This is a genomic window from Enterococcus olivae, from assembly GCF_053760925.1.
The window spans coordinates 18,643-40,728 of sequence record NZ_JBSMVT010000006.1 but is presented as its reverse complement, the minus strand read 5'-3'; the positions used below and the strand labels follow the sequence as shown (position 1 = coordinate 40,728).

Annotated in this window: 23 protein-coding genes; 13 read left to right on the top strand and 10 right to left on the bottom strand. The window is 41.6% G+C overall.

Features of this window, described 5'->3' with window-relative positions:
- Positions 1-23: 23 nt before the first annotated feature.
- From ftsY to ACWODM_RS05855, 3 genes are all read left to right on the top strand, one after another.
- Positions 24-1,205: a signal recognition particle-docking protein FtsY gene (gene ftsY / locus ACWODM_RS05865; protein ID WP_455320446.1), complete on the top strand. Its 1,182-nt coding sequence runs from the start codon at positions 24-26 to the stop codon at positions 1,203-1,205.
- A 120-nt stretch (positions 1,206-1,325) separates the two neighbouring features.
- On the top strand, positions 1,326-1,862 hold the full coding sequence (locus ACWODM_RS05860; protein ID WP_455320445.1) for an isochorismatase family protein: 537 nt from the start codon (positions 1,326-1,328) through the stop codon (positions 1,860-1,862).
- 86 nt (positions 1,863-1,948) lie between these two features.
- Positions 1,949-3,139, top strand: coding sequence for a coenzyme F420-0:L-glutamate ligase (locus ACWODM_RS05855; RefSeq protein WP_455320444.1), 1,191 nt, complete (start codon positions 1,949-1,951; stop codon positions 3,137-3,139).
- Between the two features lie 86 nt (positions 3,140-3,225).
- Here the strand turns inward: ACWODM_RS05855 and ACWODM_RS05850 are convergent, their stop codons facing one another.
- Genes ACWODM_RS05850 through ACWODM_RS05840 form a run of 3 tightly spaced genes read right to left on the bottom strand, consistent with a single transcriptional unit; the run spans position 3,226 to position 5,980 of the window.
- Positions 3,226-3,357: a FeoB-associated Cys-rich membrane protein gene (locus ACWODM_RS05850; RefSeq protein WP_455320443.1), complete on the bottom strand. Its 132-nt coding sequence runs from the start codon at positions 3,355-3,357 to the stop codon at positions 3,226-3,228.
- A 2-nt stretch (positions 3,358-3,359) separates the two neighbouring features.
- On the bottom strand, positions 3,360-5,513 hold the full coding sequence (feoB, locus tag ACWODM_RS05845) for a ferrous iron transport protein B (protein ID WP_455320442.1): 2,154 nt from the start codon (positions 5,511-5,513) through the stop codon (positions 3,360-3,362).
- Positions 5,510-5,980, bottom strand: coding sequence for a ferrous iron transport protein A (locus tag ACWODM_RS05840; RefSeq protein WP_455320441.1), 471 nt, complete (start codon positions 5,978-5,980; stop codon positions 5,510-5,512). The genes feoB and ACWODM_RS05840 overlap by 4 nt, the downstream gene beginning before the upstream one ends.
- Before the next feature lie 382 nt (positions 5,981-6,362).
- Between ACWODM_RS05840 and gshAB the strand changes: the two genes are divergently transcribed.
- On the top strand, positions 6,363-8,627 hold the full coding sequence (gene gshAB, locus ACWODM_RS05835) for a bifunctional glutamate--cysteine ligase GshA/glutathione synthetase GshB (RefSeq protein WP_455320440.1): 2,265 nt from the start codon (positions 6,363-6,365) through the stop codon (positions 8,625-8,627).
- Between the two features lie 68 nt (positions 8,628-8,695).
- The gene (locus ACWODM_RS05830; protein WP_455320439.1) at positions 8,696-9,307 is read left to right on the top strand and encodes an HAD family hydrolase; all 612 of its coding nucleotides are present in this window, start codon (positions 8,696-8,698) and stop codon (positions 9,305-9,307) included.
- Positions 9,308-9,528: 221 nt separating this feature from the next.
- On the opposite strand, the gene tuf is transcribed toward ACWODM_RS05830, so the two are convergent.
- The 4 genes from tuf to ACWODM_RS05810 all read right to left on the bottom strand — a co-directional run bounded on the left by tuf (position 9,529) and on the right by ACWODM_RS05810 (position 12,975).
- The gene (gene tuf, locus ACWODM_RS05825; RefSeq protein ID WP_455320438.1) at positions 9,529-10,716 is read right to left on the bottom strand and encodes an elongation factor Tu; all 1,188 of its coding nucleotides are present in this window, start codon (positions 10,714-10,716) and stop codon (positions 9,529-9,531) included.
- A 640-nt stretch (positions 10,717-11,356) separates the two neighbouring features.
- Entirely contained in the window at positions 11,357-11,770 is a 414-nt protein-coding gene (locus tag ACWODM_RS05820) for a hypothetical protein (protein WP_455320437.1), read from the bottom strand.
- A 15-nt stretch (positions 11,771-11,785) separates the two neighbouring features.
- Positions 11,786-12,232: a YueI family protein gene (locus ACWODM_RS05815; RefSeq protein WP_455320436.1), complete on the bottom strand. Its 447-nt coding sequence runs from the start codon at positions 12,230-12,232 to the stop codon at positions 11,786-11,788.
- Positions 12,233-12,351: 119 nt separating this feature from the next.
- The gene (locus tag ACWODM_RS05810) at positions 12,352-12,975 is read right to left on the bottom strand and encodes a chloramphenicol acetyltransferase (protein WP_455320435.1); all 624 of its coding nucleotides are present in this window, start codon (positions 12,973-12,975) and stop codon (positions 12,352-12,354) included.
- Positions 12,976-13,108: 133 nt separating this feature from the next.
- Here ACWODM_RS05810 and ACWODM_RS05805 point away from each other — a divergent pair, with 133 nt between their 5' ends.
- The 5 genes from ACWODM_RS05805 to alsE all read left to right on the top strand — a co-directional run bounded on the left by ACWODM_RS05805 (position 13,109) and on the right by alsE (position 16,987).
- Positions 13,109-14,287 carry an NAD(P)-dependent oxidoreductase gene (locus ACWODM_RS05805; protein WP_455320434.1) on the top strand — a complete coding sequence of 393 codons (1,179 nt, stop codon included), beginning with the start codon at positions 13,109-13,111 and terminating at the stop codon, positions 14,285-14,287.
- Positions 14,288-14,317: 30 nt separating this feature from the next.
- Positions 14,318-14,899, top strand: coding sequence for a GNAT family N-acetyltransferase (locus ACWODM_RS05800; protein ID WP_455320433.1), 582 nt, complete (start codon positions 14,318-14,320; stop codon positions 14,897-14,899).
- Positions 14,900-14,937: 38 nt separating this feature from the next.
- The gene (locus ACWODM_RS05795; protein WP_455320432.1) at positions 14,938-15,354 is read left to right on the top strand and encodes an iron-sulfur cluster biosynthesis family protein; all 417 of its coding nucleotides are present in this window, start codon (positions 14,938-14,940) and stop codon (positions 15,352-15,354) included.
- Positions 15,317-16,210, top strand: a complete 894-nt coding sequence (locus ACWODM_RS05790) for a metallophosphoesterase (protein ID WP_455320431.1) — start codon at positions 15,317-15,319, stop codon at positions 16,208-16,210. The genes ACWODM_RS05795 and ACWODM_RS05790 overlap by 38 nt, the downstream gene beginning before the upstream one ends.
- A gap of 105 nt (positions 16,211-16,315) precedes the next feature.
- Positions 16,316-16,987, top strand: coding sequence for a D-allulose 6-phosphate 3-epimerase (alsE, locus tag ACWODM_RS05785; protein ID WP_455320535.1), 672 nt, complete (start codon positions 16,316-16,318; stop codon positions 16,985-16,987).
- 41 nt (positions 16,988-17,028) lie between these two features.
- On the opposite strand, the gene ACWODM_RS05780 is transcribed toward alsE, so the two are convergent.
- Complete coding sequence (locus tag ACWODM_RS05780; RefSeq protein WP_455320430.1) at positions 17,029-17,805, bottom strand: helix-turn-helix domain-containing protein; 777 nt, start codon at positions 17,803-17,805, stop codon at positions 17,029-17,031.
- 240 nt (positions 17,806-18,045) lie between these two features.
- On the opposite strand from ACWODM_RS05780, the gene mazE reads away from it, so the two are divergent.
- From mazE to ACWODM_RS05765, 3 genes are all read left to right on the top strand, one after another.
- A complete protein-coding gene (mazE, locus tag ACWODM_RS05775; protein WP_455320429.1) occupies positions 18,046-18,267 on the top strand; it encodes a type II toxin-antitoxin system PemI/MazE family antitoxin in 222 nt (73 codons plus the stop codon).
- A gap of 447 nt (positions 18,268-18,714) precedes the next feature.
- Positions 18,715-19,320, top strand: a complete 606-nt coding sequence (locus ACWODM_RS05770; protein ID WP_455320428.1) for a DUF1054 domain-containing protein — start codon at positions 18,715-18,717, stop codon at positions 19,318-19,320.
- 18 nt (positions 19,321-19,338) lie between these two features.
- The gene (locus tag ACWODM_RS05765) at positions 19,339-20,043 is read left to right on the top strand and encodes a class I SAM-dependent methyltransferase (RefSeq protein WP_455320427.1); all 705 of its coding nucleotides are present in this window, start codon (positions 19,339-19,341) and stop codon (positions 20,041-20,043) included.
- Between the two features lie 47 nt (positions 20,044-20,090).
- On the opposite strand, the gene ACWODM_RS05760 is transcribed toward ACWODM_RS05765, so the two are convergent.
- Positions 20,091-20,636 carry a biotin transporter BioY gene (locus ACWODM_RS05760; protein WP_455320426.1) on the bottom strand — a complete coding sequence of 182 codons (546 nt, stop codon included), beginning with the start codon at positions 20,634-20,636 and terminating at the stop codon, positions 20,091-20,093.
- Between the two features lie 134 nt (positions 20,637-20,770).
- Positions 20,771-22,036 carry an NADP-dependent isocitrate dehydrogenase gene (gene icd / locus ACWODM_RS05755; RefSeq protein WP_455320425.1) on the bottom strand — a complete coding sequence of 422 codons (1,266 nt, stop codon included), beginning with the start codon at positions 22,034-22,036 and terminating at the stop codon, positions 20,771-20,773.
- Positions 22,037-22,086: the final 50 nt, after the last annotated feature.

Genomic DNA, 22,086 nt, shown 5'->3' with positions numbered 1-22,086 from the left:
AAAAAAACGAGGAGTGAGGAAAGATGGGACTTTTTGATAAAATCAAAAGTGCGTTTATCAAAGACAAAGAACAGGAAGCAGAAGAGCTTCTTGATGAGAGTCAGATTGAAGAAGAGCAGTTGGATGTTCCGGAAGCAGTTAACGAAGAAGTCGTCACTGAGATCGAAGAGACCGATGCCGCTGTGTTCACTCCAGTAGAGGAATCAGAGCTTGAGATAGAAGAGATCGTAGAAGAGTCTGCTCCTGAAATCGAAGCCCCCCTCCAAGTGCAAGAAAAATATGATAAAGGCTTGGAGAAAACTCGAAAAACCTTCAAACAGCGAATGAATGAATTGTTTGCTAATTTTCGTTCGGTGGACGAGGACTTCTTTGAAGAAGTCGAAGAGACACTGATCAGTGCCGATGTCGGTTTTGAGACATCGATGCGGATCGCAGATGAATTACGCCAGGAAGTCAAGCTACAAAATGCCAAAAAACCAGCTGCTGTACAAAATACGATCATTGAAAAACTGGTCGATTTGTATGAAGAAGAAGGAATCGACGAAGTCAATGAGCTGAACCTTCAGACCGATGGCTTGTCAGTCTTCCTCTTTGTCGGAGTCAATGGTGTGGGCAAGACAACCAGCATTGGTAAATTAGCCAATCAGTATCGTGAAGAAGGGAAAAAAGTTCTGTTGGCAGCAGCAGATACTTTCCGTGCGGGAGCAATCGATCAGCTAGTTGTCTGGGGTGAACGTGCCGGTGTTGAAGTTGTACGAGGAAAAGCTGGCGGTGATCCAGCAGCCGTCGTCTTCGATGCCATGCAAAGAGCAAAAGAAGAGCAGGCGGACGTCTTGTTAGTAGATACGGCGGGACGTTTGCAGAATAAGGTCAACCTGATGAATGAGCTAGACAAGATCAAGCGGATCATCCAAAGAGTCGATCCAGTAGCTCCCCATGAGGTCTTGCTGGTGGTCGATGCTACGACTGGACAAAATGCGATGACGCAAGCCAAACAATTCAAAGAAACGACAAATGTGACTGGTCTAGTTCTGACGAAATTGGATGGAACAGCTAAAGGTGGGATCGTTTTGGCGATCCGTAATGAATTGCATTTGCCGGTCAAGTTGGTGGGCTTAGGGGAAGGAATCAATGATCTGGAAGCCTTCAATCCGAATGACTTTGTCGTAGGTTTGTTCAAAGAACTGATCCAAGAAGAAAATTAAAAGTGCTCCGGTTGGATTTTGATCCAACCGGTTTTTTTAGAGAGAAGTGAGATTACCCTTCCCTAACGAGGAAAACTTCGTTATTATTTGAGTAGACAATAAAAATGGAGGCGTTCACATTTGGAAAGAGAAAATACATTGCTAATGATCGTAGACTATCAAGAGCGATTGGTTCCTACGATCCATGAAAATCAAAAAATTCTGACTCAAGCGCAGCAGGTGATTCAAGCATTTGAAATTTTTGGTATCCCAATGGTAGTTACTGAACAGTACCCTAAAGGACTGGGGCAGACTGTTGCTGAGATCAAAAATTGTCTCAACGAAAGGGTCCCTGTTTTTGAAAAGCTGTCCTTTTCAGCGTATCTGCCAGAGATCCAAACATTGTTGCAAGAAAAAGCAGTCAAAGATGTTGTATTGATTGGTATGGAGACACATGTTTGTGTCTATCAGACCTGCAAAGAATTGCTGCAGGATGGCTACAAGGTGCATGTAGTCAAGGAGACAGTTGGTTCAAGAATAGCGGAAAATGCACAAAACGGCTTTGAGCTAATGCGTAAGTTAGGGGCTTCTGTGACCAACAAGGAAACGATTATCTACGAAATCATGAAGGTTGCAGGGACAGAAGAATTCAAAAAAATCCTGAAAATAGTGAAATGATCCAAAGATATCTTCGAGATTCAAAAAGAGTGGATCAGAGAAAAAAGACAAAAATTTTATGATCAGCATTAAAGGAGCGGAAAATAGTGGAACGAACAGTTGGTACAGTTACAAGAGGTTTGCGTTGTCCGATTATCAATGAGGGCGATAGCATCGAAACGATCGTCGTTGACAGTGTCTTGAAAGCCTCAAAAGCAGAAGGATTTACATTGGAAGATCGTGACATCGTAGCAGTTACAGAATCGATCGTAGCTCGTGCGCAAGGTAATTATGCAAGTGTCGATCAAATCGCAAAGGACATTGAAAACAAATTTAATAAAGAGACGATTGGTGTGATCTTTCCAATACTGAGTCGCAATCGTTTCTCGAATTGTTTAAGAGGGATCGCACGGGGAGCAAAGAAAATCGTGTTGATGCTGAGTTACCCTGCGGATGAAGTCGGAAATCACTTGATTTCTTTAGACGCATTGGATGAAAAGGGGGTCAATCCTTGGACAGATGAGCTGTCAGAGGAAACCTTCAGAGAGCTGTTTGGTTACAGCAAACATCGCTTTACAGGTGTCGATTACATCGATTATTATAAAGAACTGATCACGAACGAAGGTGCCGAATGTGAAGTGATCTTTTCTCAAAAACCAAAAACGATCTTGAAGCATACGAAAAATATCTTGGCGTGTGACATTCATACACGTTATCGTACCAAACGTATGTTGGAACAAAATGGTGCCGAACGTGTGTATACTTTAGATGATGTTTTATCTGAGTCAGTAGAGGGCAGTGGTTACAATGAGCAATATGGTTTGTTGGGTTCCAATAAATCGACGGAAGATGCTGTCAAACTGTTTCCTAGAGATTGTCAGCCCGTGGTGGATCGCATTCAGGAACTCCTGCAAGAAGAAACAGGAAAATGTGTGGAGGTTATGATTTACGGTGACGGAGCCTTCAAAGATCCTATCGGAAAAATCTGGGAGCTTGCAGATCCTGTTGTCTCGCCAGCCTATACTGCTGGTTTAAATGGGACACCAAATGAGGTCAAGCTGAAATATTTGGCAGACAACAATTTCTCTGGCCTACGGGGAGCCGAGCTAGAAGAGGCGATCAAGCACCACATCAATGAAAAAGACGATGACCTAACTGGTGCAATGGAGGCGCAAGGTACAACCCCACGTCAATTAACAGACTTGATCGGTTCATTGGCAGATTTGACATCAGGAAGTGGCGATAAAGGGACACCGATCGTTTACATCCAAGGTTATTTTGATAATTTTACAAAGTAAAGTTGCTTATAGGTCATTTTTTTAGCAATGAGGAATCATATAAATAACAACAAACGACAGAGCAAAAACTGTTCTGTCGTTTGTTGTTATTTATTTTGATGTTCTTGTTTTGCTGTACAGCTGGTTGGACAGTCGTTGCAATGGCTATCGCCTTTGACCTGTCGATAAATGATCCAGGCAACACTTCCAAAAATAAGTATTGATAAGACAATTGTCATCATTAGTCTCCTTCTTTCATTGCTAGTGGCAGTGTATGAATCGTCGTTTGTTCTTTTGGTTTACGAATCAGCAGATAAACCATTTCGGCAACAAGGACGAATGCCAGCAAGGTGGCAAAGGTCACCGACGCTTGCTCAAAGAATAGACGACCTAACTGATAGACCGCAAAGCTGACTACATAGGCAAGACCACACTGATAACCGATCGCGATCCAAGTCCATTTCTTAGCAGCCATCTCCCGGTGGATCGCACCGATCGCCGCAAAACAAGGAGCACATAAAAGGTTGAATAACAAGAAGGAATAAGCTGCAAGAGGTGTAAAATCATGGTGCAAGAGCTGCCATACTTCGTGACCGTTTTCTGATACTGTGTTCAAGTTTCCGTAAAGAATACCAAACGTGCCTATCACATTTTCTTTTGCGATCAGACCAGTCAGGGTGGCAACTGCACCTTTCCAGGTTCCCCAGCCAAGTGGAGCAAAGACAGGAGCAATCAAACGCCCAAAGGAAGCCAGAATACTTTCATTTTCTGAAACGTTCTGTAAAAGAAAATTGTAATTAGATGTAAACCAAACAAGTACACTAGCCGCAAAAATGATCGTTCCAGCTTTTTTGACGAAAGAGCTACCTCTCATAAAGGTCTGATGCAAAACATTTTTTATCTGTGGCAGGTGATAGGCTGGCAATTCCATGATAAAGGGTGCTGGATCACCGGCAAATAAGGCAGTCTTTTTCAAAGCGATCCCTGACAAAACAATCGCGGAAACGCCCACAAAGTAGGCGGAGGGAGCGACCCAGCTACTTGTTGGGAAAAATGCTCCTGCAATCAGTGCGATGATCGGTAGTTTAGCCGAGCAGGGCATAAAAGTCGTGACCATGACGGTCAATCGACGATCTTTTTCGTTTTCGATCGTGCGACTGGCCATTACCCCGGGAACTCCGCAGCCTGTAGCAATCAACATCGGAATAAAGGACTTACCGGACAAACCGAACTTGCGAAAAATACGATCCATGACAAAAGCGATTCGCGCCATGTAGCCACAGTCCTCTAAAAGTGAGAGGCAGAAAAACAAAACCAATATTTGTGGTAAAAAGCCTAGAACAGCTCCGACCCCAGCCAAGATTCCGTCAATGATCAGATTTTGCATCCATTCAGAGACGTGCCAGGACTGCAAGAGATTTGCTGTGGCGTCAGGAAGTATACTACCAAAAAGTTCCTCGTTGACCCAGTCAGTCCCGATTGTTCCAACAGTTTGGATGGACAGATAATAGATTCCCCATAAGACGATCGCAAAAATTGGCAAAGCCAACCAACGATTCGTGACGATCCGATCGATTTTATCGCTGACTTGAAGCTGAAACTGCTGTTCCTGTACCATACATAAGGCGATCAAGCGTGTGATAAATTCGTAACGTTCATTGATCAAAATCGCATCGCTAGTATCCCCAAAAATTTTTTCAGTGATTTGAATGATTTCAGCAATTTCTTTTTCTTGAAGACTGCTCAAGGAAATATTTTTTTGTGTCAAAGGATCTTTTTCAAAGAGTTTGATCGCATACCAGCGGGCTTGATTTTCCGGAACAGTATTACCTAAAACCTCAGAAATCTCCTTTAGAGCGGCCTCCAAGCGACTGTCATATTCCGGACAGGTAGGTATCTCCCCACGTTGAGCAAATTCCAGACCTTTTGTTACCATCTCCTGGACACCAGTCTTTTTCAAAGCACTCATGCCGACGATCGGTGCACCTAGTCCATACGCAAGTTTTTCTAGATTGATGCGACGCCCGCTTTTTTCTACGATATCCATCATGTTGATTCCGATCACGACCGGACGACCAATCTCCAATAATTGTGTGGTCAAGTAAAGGTTACGTTCTAAATTACTGCCATCAACAATGTTCAAAATCGCATCCGGTTGTTGCTGCAATAAATAATCTCTAGTGATGATCTCCTCTGGGGTATAAGGTGATAGCGAGTAAGTACCGGGAAGATCCTGTAACGTAATCTGTTTGTTTTTGCGAAAAACCCCAGACTTACGTTCGATCGTTACACCGGGCCAATTGCCAACGCGCTGCATAGAACCGGTCAAATAATTGAAGACACTGGTTTTTCCGCTGTTGGGATTCCCAGCTAAAGCAAACTGATACGGGATCATAAGGTTTCCTCCTTCTCTACTAAAATCAAAGCGGCTTCGTCTTTTCTCAAACTTAATTCATAGCCTCTTAAAGTGACTTCGATTGGATCTCCAAGCGGAGCCAGCTTGTGTACACGAATGTTGATTTTTTGTGTGATCCCCATATCCATCAAACGTCTTCTGATAGGACCTTCACCATAAATGCTGACGACCTTCCCTTGCTCTCCTACGGCCAGTTGATCCAGTGAAAGCCACTGCTTCATCATTTGGATCTCTTCGACACAAATACTGTCGAGTAATTCTCTAGCCAAGGCAAAACGGCTGTTTTGCAGCGATAGAATGCCCATGTGGTCATCGATCTTCAGCAACGTGACTTTGTTGGTGGGAACGATCCCCATGCGTTGTAGGTAACGAGAGGTTTCATCGCATCCTGTGATAGAATGAACTTGATAAACGATGTTTAGGGGACAATCAACTATTTTTTTCATGAGAACTCCTTTAAATGTGAAAGAATTTCAACTATTTACATAACGATAATGAGAATCATTATCAATAGAATACTCCTCTTCAAATTATCTGTCAATTTAAATTCAGAAAAAAGAGAAATAAATCACAAATGATTTGTTCTTATATTATGGTAGATTTGTAATAGTTGCACCTCATGAAGAGATGGTTTTGCTTCAATTCAGTCACAGAGCAGATGCGATCGCCATCTACATTGAATTCTGAGAAGAGTTACAACGTAAATTTTTCTTTTTGCTAGACTAAAGAATTTTCGTGAATTTTGTTCAAGGAGACAAAAAGTAAGCAAAATACGGAGATTGTTTGTTATAATACCTGTAATTATCGTTTAAAGAAGGGAACTTATCTATGAACATACAAGAGATTTTAAAGAAGAAGGAAATACACCCTTATTTGTTGAATGTCCGTTACGGCATGGAGAAAGAAAGCCAGCGTGTAACACTGACAGGAGACTTAGTTACGAGCGATTATCCAAAAACCTTAGGGAATCGTACCCATCACCCATATATTCAAACTGACTTCGCTGAAACACAAATGGAGTTGATTACTCCTGTCACTGAAAGTATTCAGGAACTGTTTCGTTGGTTAGCAGCGATCCACGATGTTGCGTATCGCTCTATGTCTGAAGAGGAAATGCTATGGCCATTGAGTATGCCACCAGCTTTGCCTGAAAAAGATGAAGAGATCGTGATTGCCAAGTTGGACAATTTTGAAGATGTTCTCTATCGTCGTTATCTGGCAATCACCTATGGTCGTCGCAAGCAAATGGTCAGTGGTATCCATTTTAATTTTGAATTTGGAGATTCCTTGATTCGCCAATTGTTCCAGCAACAAACAGAGGAAACAGATTATTTGCAGTTTAAGACAGAAATTTATTTGAAAGTGACCCGTAATTATCTACGTTATCGTTGGCTGATCACCTACCTTTACGGAGCGACACCAATTAGTGAAACACGTTACTTTATGGAAGAAAAGCAACCCGCTGAGCCAGTACGTAGTATCCGTAACAGTGAGTACGGTTATAAAAATCACGAAGATGTGCGTGTCACGTATGCTTCTATGCCGGAATATGTGGCGGACATTGATAAAATGGTGGAAGAAGGCAAACTTTCTGAAGAGAAAGAGTTTTATTCACCGGTTCGTTTAAGAGGTGGCAAAAAAATGGCGGATTTGGCAACGGCTGGGATCCGTTATATCGAATTGCGTAACATCGATCTGAATCCTTTTGAACAATTTGGAATCAGTGAAACACAAGTGGAGTTTCTGCATCTCTTCTTACTCTTCCTACTTTGGAAAGAAGAAGGTGCACAGCCAGACGAATGGGTCGCAGAAGGTGATCAAAAAGACAATTTGGTTGCTTTAGAACATCCGTTGAGTGAGACGGTTCTAGTGGAAGAAGGACGTACTCTATTAGCAGAAATGTCTGCATTTGTCGAAGAACTGTCTATATCGGTTTCTGAAAATCTATTTTCAGATATCGTTGCAGCCTTGGAAGATCCCAAACAAACGCTTGCTGGTAAGCTATATCTTGCTAGTCAGAAAAGCAGTCAGGCTACTTTGGCAGTCGAACAAGGGAAAAAATATTATGAAACAGCTTGGGAAAAACCCTATCAGTTAGCTGGTTTTCGTGGCATGGAGCTATCCACTCAAATTTTGATGTTTGATGCGATCCAGAGAGGCATTCAAGTCACGCTACTAGATGAAAGTGATCAGTTCTTGAAGTTAAAAGCAGGCAAGAAGATTGAGTATGTCAAAAATGCCAATATGACCAGCAAGGACAGCTACGTAGTTCCCTTGATCATGGCCAACAAGACCGTAACGAAAAAGGTGTTGGATCAGGCTGGTTTCAGAGTACCCGCTGGAAAAGAGTACGATGATGAAGCCACTGCTTTGACGGGGTACAGCGAATTTGCGGATAAAGGCTTCGTTGTCAAACCAAAATCGACGAATTATGGTTTAGGCATCTCGATCTTCAAAGACGGCGCAACATTTGAGAATTATCAGGAAGCTGTTGCGATCGCTTTTTCAGAGGATACGTCTATTTTAGTGGAAGAGTTCTTGCCAGGGACAGAGTATCGTTTTGTTATCTTTGATGGTGAAACAAAAGCGATCATGCTACGTGTACCAGCAAATGTCAAAGGTGATGGCAAGAAAATGGTCGCTGAACTGGTGGCTGAAAAAAATCAAGATCCACTAAGAGGAACACATCACCGTTCACCGCTGGAACTGATTCAGCTTGGCAGCATTGAAAAACTGATGTTGAAGGAGCAAGGGTACACGATCGATTCAATCCCGGAAAAGGACACAATCATCTATTTGCGTGAAAATTCCAATGTCAGTACGGGTGGAGACTCGATCGATGTGACAGATGAGATTCCTGAAGACTATAAAAAAATCGCTGCCGATGCAGTAGCAGCGATTGGTGCAAAAATCTGCGGGATCGATCTGATCATTCCCGACACGAGTCGTCCAGCAGAAGATCCTGGAGCTTACGGGATCATTGAAGCCAATTTCAACCCTGCCATGCACATGCACATTTATCCGTATCAGGGACAAAGCCGTCGTTTGACGATGGATGTTCTGGCACTGTTATTTCCAGAAATGATGGATTAGCTAGAAGGAGCATGGTTTAAGTAAAGAAAGTTTTCATGTTACAATAGAAAGAAAAAAAGGAGAAAAACATGTTTGACAGTATCATTTTTGATATGGACGGTGTGTTGATCGACAGTGAGCAAGTGTACTTCGATCGACGAATGGCCTTCTGTAAAGAACATCACCTTCAGCCAAAATCGACTGATTTTTTAGATTACGTTGGTTTGGCTGGTAAAGATACCTGGAAGCTGATTGCTCCAGAAGATAAGGACAATGAAATTCGAAAAATCTATGAGCGTTATCGCGAGGATCATCCGATCGATTTTTCTAAAGCGCTGCGTCCAGAAGTACCAGAACTGCTCCAAGCATTAAAAGCCAAAGGAAAAAAATTGGCGATCGCTTCTTCTTCAGGACTGGCACAGATCAATGAGATGCTGGAGGTTTGTCAGCTAACGTCTTCTTTTGATTTTGTGATCAGCGGACTTGATTTGAAGCAAAGCAAGCCCCATCCTGAAATCTACCAAAAAAGCATGGAAGCATTGGGTGGGCGGGCACTGGCAGTCGAAGATTCACCTGTAGGTATCCAGTCTGCCAAAGCAGCAGGTTTGTTCACCGTAGCCTTGGCACAGGATTTTTCAGTGGACCAGACACAAGCCGATCGAATAATCACTCATTTGCACGAATTACTCGAGATCGTATAGAAAAGACAACGAAAAAATTGTTGTTGATTCAGACTGTAGACAACGTCCAAAAAATTGGATGAACGCTACAGTCTTTTCTTTTATAATTAAATGATAGACGAATGCAAGAGAACGGGTTTTTATCGTAGCAAAAGATACAAGGATAGCTAGACCTTAATTTTTTGAATAAAAAACTTTCCAATTTAGACACTCGTTTTAAGTGCTAAGTTGGAAAGTATTGGTTATTTTTCGATAGAGGTTATAATCCCAGAACCCACTGTTCGGCCGCCTTCACGGATCGAAAAGGTTGTTCCTTGTTCCACTGCAATTGGGTGGATCAAAGTTACATCAATCGTTACATTATCACCTGGCATCACCATTTCAGTTCCTTCTGATAGCTGAATTTCTCCAGTCACGTCAGTAGTCCGGAAATAAAATTGTGGACGGTAATTGTTGAAGAACGGTGTGTGACGACCGCCTTCTTCTTTGGTCAAGACATAAATTTCAGCTTTGAACTTGGTATGAGGAGTAATGGAACCTGGTTTTGCCAAAACTTGACCTCGTTCAATCTCGTCTCGAGTGATTCCTCGTAATAACAAGCCTACATTGTCCCCAGCTTCACCAGATTCCAACGTTTTACGGAACATTTCGATTCCCGTAATGATCGCTTTTTTTGTCTCATCCTTCATACCGATGATTTCTACTTCGTCGCCAACATGAATCGCGCCTCGATCGATTCTACCAGATGCAACTGTTCCACGACCCGTAATAGAAAAGACATCTTCTACTGGTAACAAGAATGGTTTTTCGGTGTCTCTTTCAGGTGTTGGAATTGCTTCATCCACAGTATCCATCAGTAATTCAATGGCTTTTTCAGCTTCCGCATCACCATTTAGCGCTTTTAATGCCGAGCCTTTGATCATCGGAATATCATCTCCCGGAAAATCATAGTCACTCAATAACTCTCTAACTTCCATTTCAACCAAGTCGATCAATTCTTCATCATCAACTAAATCAATTTTATTTAAGAAAACAATCAAATGTTTGACACCTACTTGGCGAGATAACAAAATATGTTCTCGTGTTTGAGGCATTGGACCATCAGTTGCTGAAACAACCAAGATTGCGCCATCCATTTGGGCCGCTCCTGTGATCATATTTTTCACATAATCCGCATGCCCGGGAGCATCAATGTGGGCATAATGTCGTTTTTCTGTTTCGTATTCCACATGGGCAGTATTGATAGTGATTCCACGTTCACGTTCTTCAGGAGCTGCATCGATATTCGCGTAATCTTGTGGGTTTGCTAGGCCTTTTTTCCCTAATACCGTTGTGATTGCAGCTGTTAAGGTTGTTTTCCCATGATCTACGTGTCCGATCGTTCCAATGTTAACATGTGGTTTACTTCTTTCATAATGTTGTTTTGCCATTTTACAAACCTCCTATTCATAGTAGTGGAAGCGTACTTCCGACTCCTTTTATCAAGAAGTCATTAAACACTTACTTAAAATAAGTATCCGACTACTTTGTATTATACGTCAAAATTGGTCAAAGTCAATTGATATGAATCACGTCTCATTTCAAATTTTTTAATAGCCATAGAACTTTCTAGCATCCTAAAGATTCGTTGCTGCGAATTCATGGATCATCTAATTATAAAAGAACAGACTGTAGACAACATCTAATGTTGTCTACAGTCTGAAGAGCCGATAAACGTCAATCATTCGAACAATAAAAGATTACTCTGTGACTCAAGGAGTTCTCGTCGCAAATTCACTTAGATTGAGTGGGATTCCGTTTTTCATTATTTATACTCTTTTTTAGCAAATATTTTTCTTACTCTTTTATCCACTGGAGGAAGAGATACAAAGATAGAAAATAACGTTAATAGGAGCAGTACCAGTAAATTATTCCTACTAAATAGGCTTTCTCCGTTTATAAGTGTAGTCATTCCAAAGATAGCTAACATAAACAAATACGAAGAAACGAAATTTTTAATATTCATTTTAGTTTACCTTTTTCCATAAAAAACTGATCTTAGTACTCCTTTTTTTTATGGAGTGCCCTTTTCTAATCATTCAGATCATTGATTTCAATCGTTTGTTTGCTGTCGTCTACGTGAAGGCCGGTCAAGCCTTCCCACCAGATTTTCATGTCATTTTCATAGGTTGTTGGGAAAGACTGAACAATATCTGTCAACGGACGACTTTGTAATTTCGCATGAGGATAGTTCAACCTGAGATTGTACTTCAGCTCACTCAATAGGCTGTAATATTGAAACATCAAAAAATTCATTTCTTCTGAATCTTCATCTAGCAGGACTTTGGGCGCACGATCCAGCATGAAGCCGAAGCTGCGCATCATAAACATGATACCGTCAAGATGTTCAGGGGCGATCAGTGATGTATCTTTCAGCAGATCAATGTGTATATCTAAAGCTGTGATCAATTCTTTTTTTAATTCCAGATACGTTGGTGCGGTCATAGGCTGTTCCTCCTTTTAACGAAAAAATTTTTTCCAAAAGCTCTTTTTTTCGGTAGTGTCGGACGGTTGGCTAGTAGGGGCAGCAGCAAATTTTTGTTCTATATCAATGGTCTGTTCGTTGACCGCTTGTTCAGCGACAACCAGTAAACCGATACTGTCAGGTGTACAGCTCTCTGTTTGATTCACGATCGTAAAAGAAACATTAGCTGATGTGATAAGCTGAATATAGCTGTTTTGAAGACTCTCCGGAAGAGCACCATTGATTAAAATAACGTTATCCTGATAGTTAGAAAGATGTTGCTTGAGTAGCTGCTTATTTTTTTGATTTTTCATTTGGGCAAGGGTCATGCTCACCAGACATCTTTCCCGAAAGGTCCCTAAGTATTTTTTTTGCTCATCGGGATTCAATAATGGCGCGCCGTATAGACCTTTATCCAAATGTTTCTGCAATTCGTCGGTCATTTTTTGTAACCTCCTAAGCGCTTTCTTTTGTTTATTATAACACAGAAGAGAAACTTTCGTCTCTTTTTCACAAGTGCGATCTGCTGTTGACTACCTCTGATCTAAAAAGGGTAGTTGGACTAGCTTTGATGTTTTTTAATGAAATCTGCGATCGGCAGACGGAAATCTAAATAATATTTTTCTAATTTTTCTCGTTTCCAGTCCCACCAAGCGATTTTCTGCAAGGATTGGATCGTTTCAGGATCAAAACGGTAGCTGATAACCTTTGCTGGCACCCCACCCATGATCGCATAGGGCGGTACATCTTTGGTGACAACTGCGTTCGAAGCAATGACTGCGCCATTGCCAACTTTTAACCCAGACTGGATAATTGCTCCATGTCCAATCCAGACGTCATTACCGATTGTTGTGGTTTTCTTTTTTCGATTGTGCAAAAAGGTCGCATCCTTGGGAGAAAAACCATAGCCTTCTCCGTTATAAACAAACAGGTGCTGGCTAGCTCTTTCATAGGGATGGTTGGTTGGGCCGATACGAACCATAGCAGCGATACTAATAAAACGACCTAAGTGACTGTTTTGGATAAAGCAATATTGTCCAGTATAGGTATAAGCATCAATGAAGCTGTTGTCGATATGATTTTCTTCTCCGATCTCTACGTAATCCTGTAAAATGGTGTCCTGTAATTTGCTACGAGCTCCAACGACTGGCTTAGGAGTTGGAAATTCTGTGATAGATAAATGCATGAGAGTTCCTCCTTTTTGTTACGGTTGATTTTCAAGTATAAGATTGCTTGTAAAACTTTGCTTATTGGTATCATTTTACCGTATTTTTTTGTAATATTTAACTAGAAGTACTTACTTATAGGGAGGGATTTTTGTGACCGTTTTAAAATCAATGGATGATGTATCAGAAAAAATAAAAAATAAAATAAAAAAGAAAGATTTTACTTTATCTGATGAGGAGCGTCCAGAGGCGATCTTTGTCAGAAGCTCAGAAATACCCGATGAATTGATTACACCAGAGCTATTGGTCATTGCTCGTTCAGGGACCGGTGTGAACACCATCAATATAGAAAAATGTACCGAAAACGGAACTGTTATTTTCAATACTCCCGGGGTCAATGCGAATGCTGTAAAGGAACTGGTTTTATCAAACCTTTTCTTATCTGTGCGTCCTTTGATTGCTGCCCGCAACATGGTTCAAGAGCTAAAACAAGAAATCGATGAAGAAAACATAGAGGATGTGCAAAAGGAAGCAGAAAAACGTAGACGGCCTTTTATTGGCGAGGAGCTTGCTGGAAAAACAGTCGGAATCCTTGGTCTGGGTGAAATTGGTGAACGCGTCGCACAGGCCTGTCATCAGTTAGGTATGGATGTACTAGGCTACGCCAGAAAATTTCGAGGGCCACAACAATATTATGATCAGGTCCAATCACTGGATGAATTATTATCTGAATCCGATTTTGTGGTTATCTTATTGCCTTTAAGTGACGAGACAGAGAACCTGATTGATCGAGCTGCTTTTCAAAAAATGAAAAGTACCGCAGTCTTGCTCAATTTTGGTCGGGCGGAGATCGTCAACGATGATGCAGTCATTGAAGCACTGGATCAAGGTGAGATCAAACAATACATTTCTGATTTTCCGACAGTTAAGCTATTGGGGCATGAAAAGATCCGTTTATTCCCGCATATTGGTGGCAGTACGACCACCGCATTGATCGAAGGGGATCGCATCGCCTTTACACGTATGGAAAAATATTTACGGGATGGGACGATCGAGGAAGCCGTCAATTTCCCTCACGCAGAGCAGACTTTTGGTACACCTTATCGTTTGACTGTTTTTTATAAGGATGGAGCGGGTAGCTTTGCAAAGATCATCAGTAAAATATCTGAAGCTGCTGTTGAGATCGACAATCTGACCAGTGAACGAAAAGCAGGGGTGGTCTATGCTTTGATTGATGTGGAGGCTGAGAAAGAAGAGGTACTGGAACAGCTGACGGAAGAACTAGCTGAACTAGATCACATCATTCGAGTACGATTGCTGAAAAAACCATGAATAGATAAGGAGTAGAAGGAGTCTATATAAATGGAAGTACAGATAAATGAGCAGTTGATTTTTGCTGAACACCTTGTGTTGGAAACGCCACGTTTGATCCTACGCCCAATTACTCTGCAGGATGCACCAGATATGTATGCCTATGCCAAGGATGATGAAACGACCCGCTATGTCTTTCCCAAACATCAAAGCTTGGAGGAAACGAGACTGACGATCGCTAGATTTTTTATGTCAGATCCTCTAGGAAAATATGCGGTGGAATACAAAGAGAATCACCAAATGATTGGTACGATCGATCTGCGAGTAAACACGGATGCAGGAACTGGGGAATTGGGCTATACTTTAAATAAAGCATACTGGGGAAAAGGTATCATGCCTGAAGCTGCAGAAGTGCTATTGGAACTAGGATTTGACAAATTAAAGCTGGTTCGGATCCATGCGATTCATGACTTGCGCAATCCTAAGTCAGGACGTGTGATGGAAAAGATCGGTATGCAGCAAGAAAGTGTTGTTTGTCAGTCACGAAAATTGCGTGGAGAAGTAGTCGATATCGCCACCTACAGTATCTCAAGAAACGAATGGCAGCAAAGAAAGTCTGCAACGCTTGAATAAACGGGTGCTAGAGAGTTGCGAAAAGGAAGTGAGTAGCTATGAAGTTGAGCATTACAAAAGAAGCACAAGAACAGATCAAAACGGTCTACCAACCGGAAGATTATTTGATTCTAGATTTTGAAGATGCGGTAGGACCGTTTGTTGATTCAGGGGCTTCGTGTCAGCTGTATCCCAATTTTCGTTTATTGTTTGTACCCGGAGAGTTCCCACGAGCAGAACTGGCTGTGTATGATGATCAATTAGAGACCGAAATGGGTAAGGTTTATATTAAACGAACGTCTGAACGTTACTTGGATCAAGAGGTTCGTTTCTCATTAGAAAAAAATTATCAGCGTTTGCAGCTGAGCTCTGCTAGTGGCGTGCTAGTAGCGAATGTGCCGATGAAAAGAATCGAGTTAGATGAGGAAGGGCGGTATCATGGGAAAATTAGCCGTAATAACGGATCTTCATGTTGATATCAATCATTTGAATGAGCCTGAATTGCTGCTGCTACGGGATTATTTGGAAGAACAAGAAATTACACACCTACATCTAGCAGGAGATATTGCCAATCAGGCAGACCGAGCGATTCAGACGGCTGCCTTTTTTGAGCAACGACTGCCGACGACCTTTCATTGGGGCAATCATGAAATGGCTAGCTTGACGAATGAAGAGGATTTTGAAGACTATAGGGAACCGCGCTTTTTGAATTTCGATACCGTTGAGCTGTCCTCGTCTAAGGTTCTTCTGGGAGTCAACGGCTGGTACGACTATCGTTTTTCTGATATGAAGGATCAAAAAGAGATTCTTCGCCTGAAAAATTTGTTCTGGTACGACCGCATGATTCAAAGAGAAGGCACCGATCCCCAGATCAGCCAACGGATTTGTTCACGTCTAGCAGAAGTCCTTTCCAGGATACCAACAGAAAAAAAGATCATCTTGGCGACCCATTTTGTTCCTAAAGAAGAATTCATCATCCATCATACAGGGAAATATACCCGTTGGAATCATTTGAATGCTTTTTTAGGATCAAAGGAATTTGGCGAAACCCTTTCTGGATTTTCCAATATTGAGCAAGTCGTCTTTGGTCATACACATCGCCGCTTTGGTGAACAGTGGATCGACGATGTGTTGTATCACTGTCGACCGTTTGGTTATTATTTTGAATGGCAGCTGACACGAGAATTTGTCTTTGAGAATCAGTTGGTAGACATCTTCAACCCTACTAAAATGCGAGGATTGCTACGCAAACATCAAACCGCTTTTGACAATTACCGTGCGGTGCATCTGCTGGAAGAATTCCAACGAGGGATGACAGTGATCGAGTATTGAAAATTGGGTATGTATTTGTCTATAAAAACAGATTAGAATGGAGAGAGACGAACGGGTCACTCTCTATTTTTTGATAGAAAAACAAAGGAGGCAATTTTTTTGAAAGTGAAATTTTCACCTTCCCTAATGTGTATGGATCTACTGAATATTGAAAAGGAGATCAACATCCTGGATCCAGAATCAGATTATTATCATGTTGATATTTTTGATTGGCATTATGTGAAGAATATGTCCTTAGCACCGTGCTTTATGGAAGCAATCAGCAAAATATCGAATGTCCCTCAAGATGCGCATCTTTATGTAGAAAATTTAGATTTTGATCTAGTAGATCTGTGTATCGACAGTGGAGCGGAAATCATCACGATGCCGCCGGAAGTCATCGAAAAAATGGCTTTTCGATTATTCAAGCATATCCACGAAAAAGGGAAAAAAGTCGGGATCTTCATTAATCCGGCGACACCATTATCGATCATCGAACCCTATGCAGCACATATCGATCGCTTGCTGATCATGACGGTTGATCCAGGATTTGCTGGCCAGCCATTTATTCCAGAGACACTGGATACAATCAAGCTGGCGAAAGAATGGAAAGAAACCCGAGGTTACACTTATGAAATTGCGGTAGACGGCTGCTGCAATGAAAGGTATTACAAGCAGCTTTATGATGCCGGCACCGAAGTGTTCATCTTGGGAGGCAGCGGTCTGTTCGGTAAAAGTGAAGACACCAAAGAAGCAGTCAGAATCGCCAAAGCCTATATTGAAGAAAGCTGCTCTTAAAGTAAAAATAAGCGGTAGGACCGACAAAATGGTCCTACCGTTTATTTTCTGTAGAGATCTTTATAGACTGGCAGTACCGCCTCCAACATCGCTTCTAGTTGGAAACGATTTTTCTCAATGAACGCAGCCATTTCTTCTTCCGTCATGTCCTCGCCAAAATTTTGTCCGGATATGGGATTCAGCTCTGCATCAAAACGGATAGTGATCCCTCTGCCGAGCGAGATATAGCTGAATTCGTTGCTAGATAGAAAACGTATCTCGCTGTCACTGGCCAAAGAAGAAAGCACTTTGAAATCTTTGATCAGTGTGTCGAACCAAAGATAAGGAACAGCCATATAATTTTCGATGGCGACATGAAAGTCCATCGTTCTTTTTTCTGATTCGGGTGGATTGGAAATCGTCAGATAATAATAATCATCTGGCAGCATCTCATCAGAAATGAGTGCGACCAGCCCAGGATAGTTTTCAATCTTACTTTGCCGATGCTCCTTCCAAATGAACCAGCTGACATTCCAAGCAGTAAATGCCAGAGCGAGTATCAGTAATGTGAGGATCGCTTTTTTCCAGCGCTGATAAAAATGACCATCTTTGATCGTGGTATCTATTTCTTGAATCATCGAAGTATCCTCCCTTAGCAATTCATCCAATGAAAGCTCCAAGGTATCACTTAATTGAATGATCATCGAGATATCTGGGTAGGTACGTTCATTTTCCCAGCTCGAGATCGTTTTGTCCGAAACCTTCAATTCCGCGCCAAGCTCTTTTTGAGTGAGCGCTTGTTTTTTACGATAGCTAGCAATGGTCTGTCCGATTGTCATAGTGCATCCCTCCTACAATTTAAGCGTAGCGAAAAAGCAGAAAAATGGCAACCTATGATTTGTAGAATGTTGATCTATCAGGGGTTGGTTACGAAAAGAAGCGATACAAAAATAGCAGTATTTGGTAAAGTGAGGAGAGTTTTTTAAACGAAATCAATTAAGAGTTTATAAAAAGTGAATACATTGTGGTTACTTTACTTCCACGTTATAATTACCTTGTACAAAAAAGAGGTGAATAAAATGAAAACAAGGAGACAAGGAAATGCGCTTGTTTTGACGGTGCCATCTAAGTTTGGTATCGAAGAAAATGTAGAGTATGTTGCAGTCAAAGGTAGAAACGAAGCAATTGTTTTTATTAAAAAGAAAGACAACATTTTTGAGGAAGCTTTTGAAAGAGGAGGAAAAATAGACGCTGGCTCAGAATTTTCCGATGATAGTACCGTCGGAAAGGAAATGATCTGATGGTCTATCATCTAAAAGGTTATACCCCAAAACAAGGTGATAATATCGCTATTAATTTCAACCCGAGTATATGTAGAGAAATACAAAAAAATGACCAACTATTGTGATAAGTGCTAATAGTTATCATGCAGTAACAGGCATGGTTGCTGTTTGTCCGATCACTAGCACTAAAAAAAATCATTTGATTCCTCTAGATGAAACTCATTAGACGCACGGTTATATCAATGCACTCCAACTAAAGACCTCGGATTTTACTGACGCTAGGCGTGATGTTCGCTTCGTAGAAAGAGCTACACTAGAAGAAATTAGAGAAGTTGCCCAAGTTGTTAGTATGATCTTCAACTTTGAAAATTTATTAGGAAGTTAACGTAAAATCCACAAAATCAGTTGCTCAAAAAAACAAAATATATTTTAATGGAAGAATAGAAGGAGGAGAGAACGATTTTAATGTTTAACGAAAAAAGTTTTGAGGTTTTCAAAGTAGACGGACTGGAAGAACGAATGGTGGCGATTCGTGGGGAGATCCAGCCAATTTTTCAAGAGTTGAATGTGTTTTTTAAATCAAAGCTGGAAACTGAGTTGACGGAGGAATTGTTTATCCACATTGCCCAACATCTTCGTCGCAGTGTACATCCACCTGAAAATACCTGGTCAGCTCTTAGTCGTCAAAAACGTGGCTATAAAATGGAGGCGCATTTTCAATTGGGGATTTTTCCTGAATATGTCTTCATGTGGTTATCAATCATTGATCAGCCAAAAGGCAAAGATCAGATGGCGGAGGCACTGATCGCCCATCCTGAATGGTGGAACAAATTGCCGAATGATTTTGTTTTTAACAAAGATCATATTGTCAGCGACTATTTTCCATTGGAACAAGAGGGAATGGAAGCAGCCCTGCAACGTTTGAAAAAGATCAAAAAAAGTGAGCTCCAAATCGGAAGAGTCATTCCTCGCGACAGCTTGCTATGGGAAGATCCAGAAAAAGCGAGAGCGTATATGCTAGAGACTTATGAGGCATTGTTGCCGATGTATCGTGGCTTGCAGGAATTTTGAATACTAAGAGGGATGTAGATGGAACTAAGGGAAGAGAGCGAGCGGTTAACTAAGATTCGTAAAAATGAAGCAGAATCACATAAAAAACAGTATGCTGAATATCTTTTGTATGAAAAAGGTTCTTGGCTCAGTCGCCCAGTCGCCTATGTCATGAAACACATTCCTGAGAGAACGGACTCATTACAGGTGCTTGATTTAGGATGTGGAGTAGGTCGAAATGCAATTGCTATTGCCCAAAACTACTGTAGTAGGATCGATGCAGTTGACCTTTTACCGGTCGCGCTAACGAAGCTGGAAGGTTATGCGAAAGATTATGGAGTGTCTTCTTCGATCACCGGACATCTTTCCAGTGTGGAGGACTTTTTACTTATTCCTGAGAGCTATGATTTGATTCTAGCTGTATCTGTGCTAGAGCATGTCAGCAGCTGGTCGGCTTTTGTTTCTAAACTAACAGAGATCAGAGAGGCGCTGACAAGTGGAGGCAGGTTCATATTGATTATCAGTACAGAAATAGTGACCGTGGATTCTTCTATGAAACCTGTTGACCCGATGTTTGAATTACTTTTGACAGTGAAAGAAATCAAGCAGGTTCTTTCTGAAGTTTTTCGATCCTATTTGGTTATCGATGAATCGATCGAAGACCAGGCGTATCCAATCGATCGGGACAATCATCAGATTTTGATGCAAAGCAAAGTCTATAAAACAGTGTTGCAAAAAAGTTAATAAAATAGAAAAAACGCAAAAATCCTTAGCGATTTTTGCGTTTTTTATCATTTTTCGACTTGTAAAAATTTTTCTGGTAAACGGTGCAATAGAAGCACACCTAGTGTTCCAGAAGCCACGGCTTTGATGATTTCAGGAAGTAAGAAGCTAATAAAGCCTCCCGAAATAGCAGCTGGCCAGGTCAAATCTGCGGCGTATTTTAACCAGATACTTCCAAACAAAAGAGTGACGATGAAGCCAATCAAATTTGCTAAAATCACCCAGAAATAAGTCGCAGGGACTTTTTTTAGGATTGTACCCAAGACTAGACCGGTAAATAAAAAACCAATTAAGTAACCACCTGTGGGTCCTAAAAGAGCGCCTAATCCACTACCGGCTCCGGCATAGACAGGTAACCCGATCAAACCTAACAACAAATAAATAACGATGGCCCAAGTGCCGGTTTTCCTTCCTAGTAAAGTCACGGTCAAACCGACAATAAAGGTTTGCAAACTCAAGGGTACGATACCAAGGGGAATAATGATTTGAGAAAAAACAGCAATGATACCCGCGAAAATCGCTGCGGTTACCTGCTCTCGTAAAGATAATTTCATCTAAACACTCACTTTCTGTAAACTTATTGATTTCGTTTCGTTAACGATAAAAAGAGTATAGCATAACGTTAACCTTGTGTAAATAAATAGTTAACGAAAAAACGACCGACATCTAAACGTCGGTCGTTAGAGAATTATTCTTTGATCAAAGAAACGAGTAAAGAACCAAATTCTTGAGTTGTCAGCTCTGTCGCTTCGTCCATGGACTGAGCAAAATCAGCAGTTACTTGCTTAGTACGAATGGCTTGCTCAATGGCTTGCGTGATCAAGTCGGCGGCTTCCTGCCAGCCGAGAAATTCCAACAACATACCACCAGATAGCAGTAACGAGCATGGGTTGGCTTTACCTTTTCCAGCGATATCTGGAGCAGTTCCGTGAGTAGCTTCGAAGATTGCGTAGCCGGTATCATAGTTGATATTTCCACCTGGTGCGATTCCGATCCCACCAACCTGAGCAGCTAAGGCATCAGAAATATAGTCACCATTCAAATTACAGGTTGCAATGACATCGTATTTCTCTGGGTATAGCAAGATTTGTTGTAGGAAATTGTCTGCGATCACATCGTTGACAATGATCTTACCGGCATCTTTTGCTTTTTGTAAGGAGGCGTCTGCAGCTTCTGTTCCTTCGGCTTGCTTGATCGCTTGGTACTGGTTCATCGTAAAGCATTTTTCTTTGTAGGTTGTTTCAGCCAGCTCATAGCCCCAGCCTTTGAAACCACCCTCTGTGAACTTCATGATGTTTCCTTTGTGGACTAGAGTAACGGTTGGTCGTTTTTGTTCAATCGCAAAGTCGATCGCAGCCCCGATCAGACGTTTGCTGCCTTCTTCAGAAACTGGCTTGACCCCAATGGCCGCCGACTCTGGAAAGCGGATATTTTTAACTGCGAATTGTTCTTGCAAAATTTGGATCAGCTGTTTGGTTTCACTTTGTCCCTTGGCAAATTCAATACCGGCATAAACATCCTCGGTATTTTCTCTGAAAATAACCATGTCTGTTTTTTCTGGTTCTTTCAAGGGTGAAGGAACACCTTCGAAATAACGAACAGGGCGGACACAGGCAAAAAGATCCAGTGTTTGTCGCAGGGTTACGTTCAGAGAGCGGATGCCTCCACCGACAGGAGTGGTTAAAGGACCTTTTAATGCAACCTTTGCTTGTTCGATGGCATCAAGTGTGTGATCCGGTAACCAGCTACCAGTTTCCTCGAAGGCTTTTTCACCTGCTAGGATTTCTTGCCAAAAGATTTTTTTCTGATCGCCATAGGCTTTGGCGATCGCTGCATCAAAGACTGGTTGAGAAGCCGCCCAAATCTCGGGACCAACACCGTCGCCGGCAATAAAAGGGATGGTTGGATTGTCAGGAATGACCGATTTGCCATCAGTAACTGTAATATAACTCATAGATTTTCTCCTCATTCATAATTGTTGTCAGGGATTCGTTTTTGAAAAAC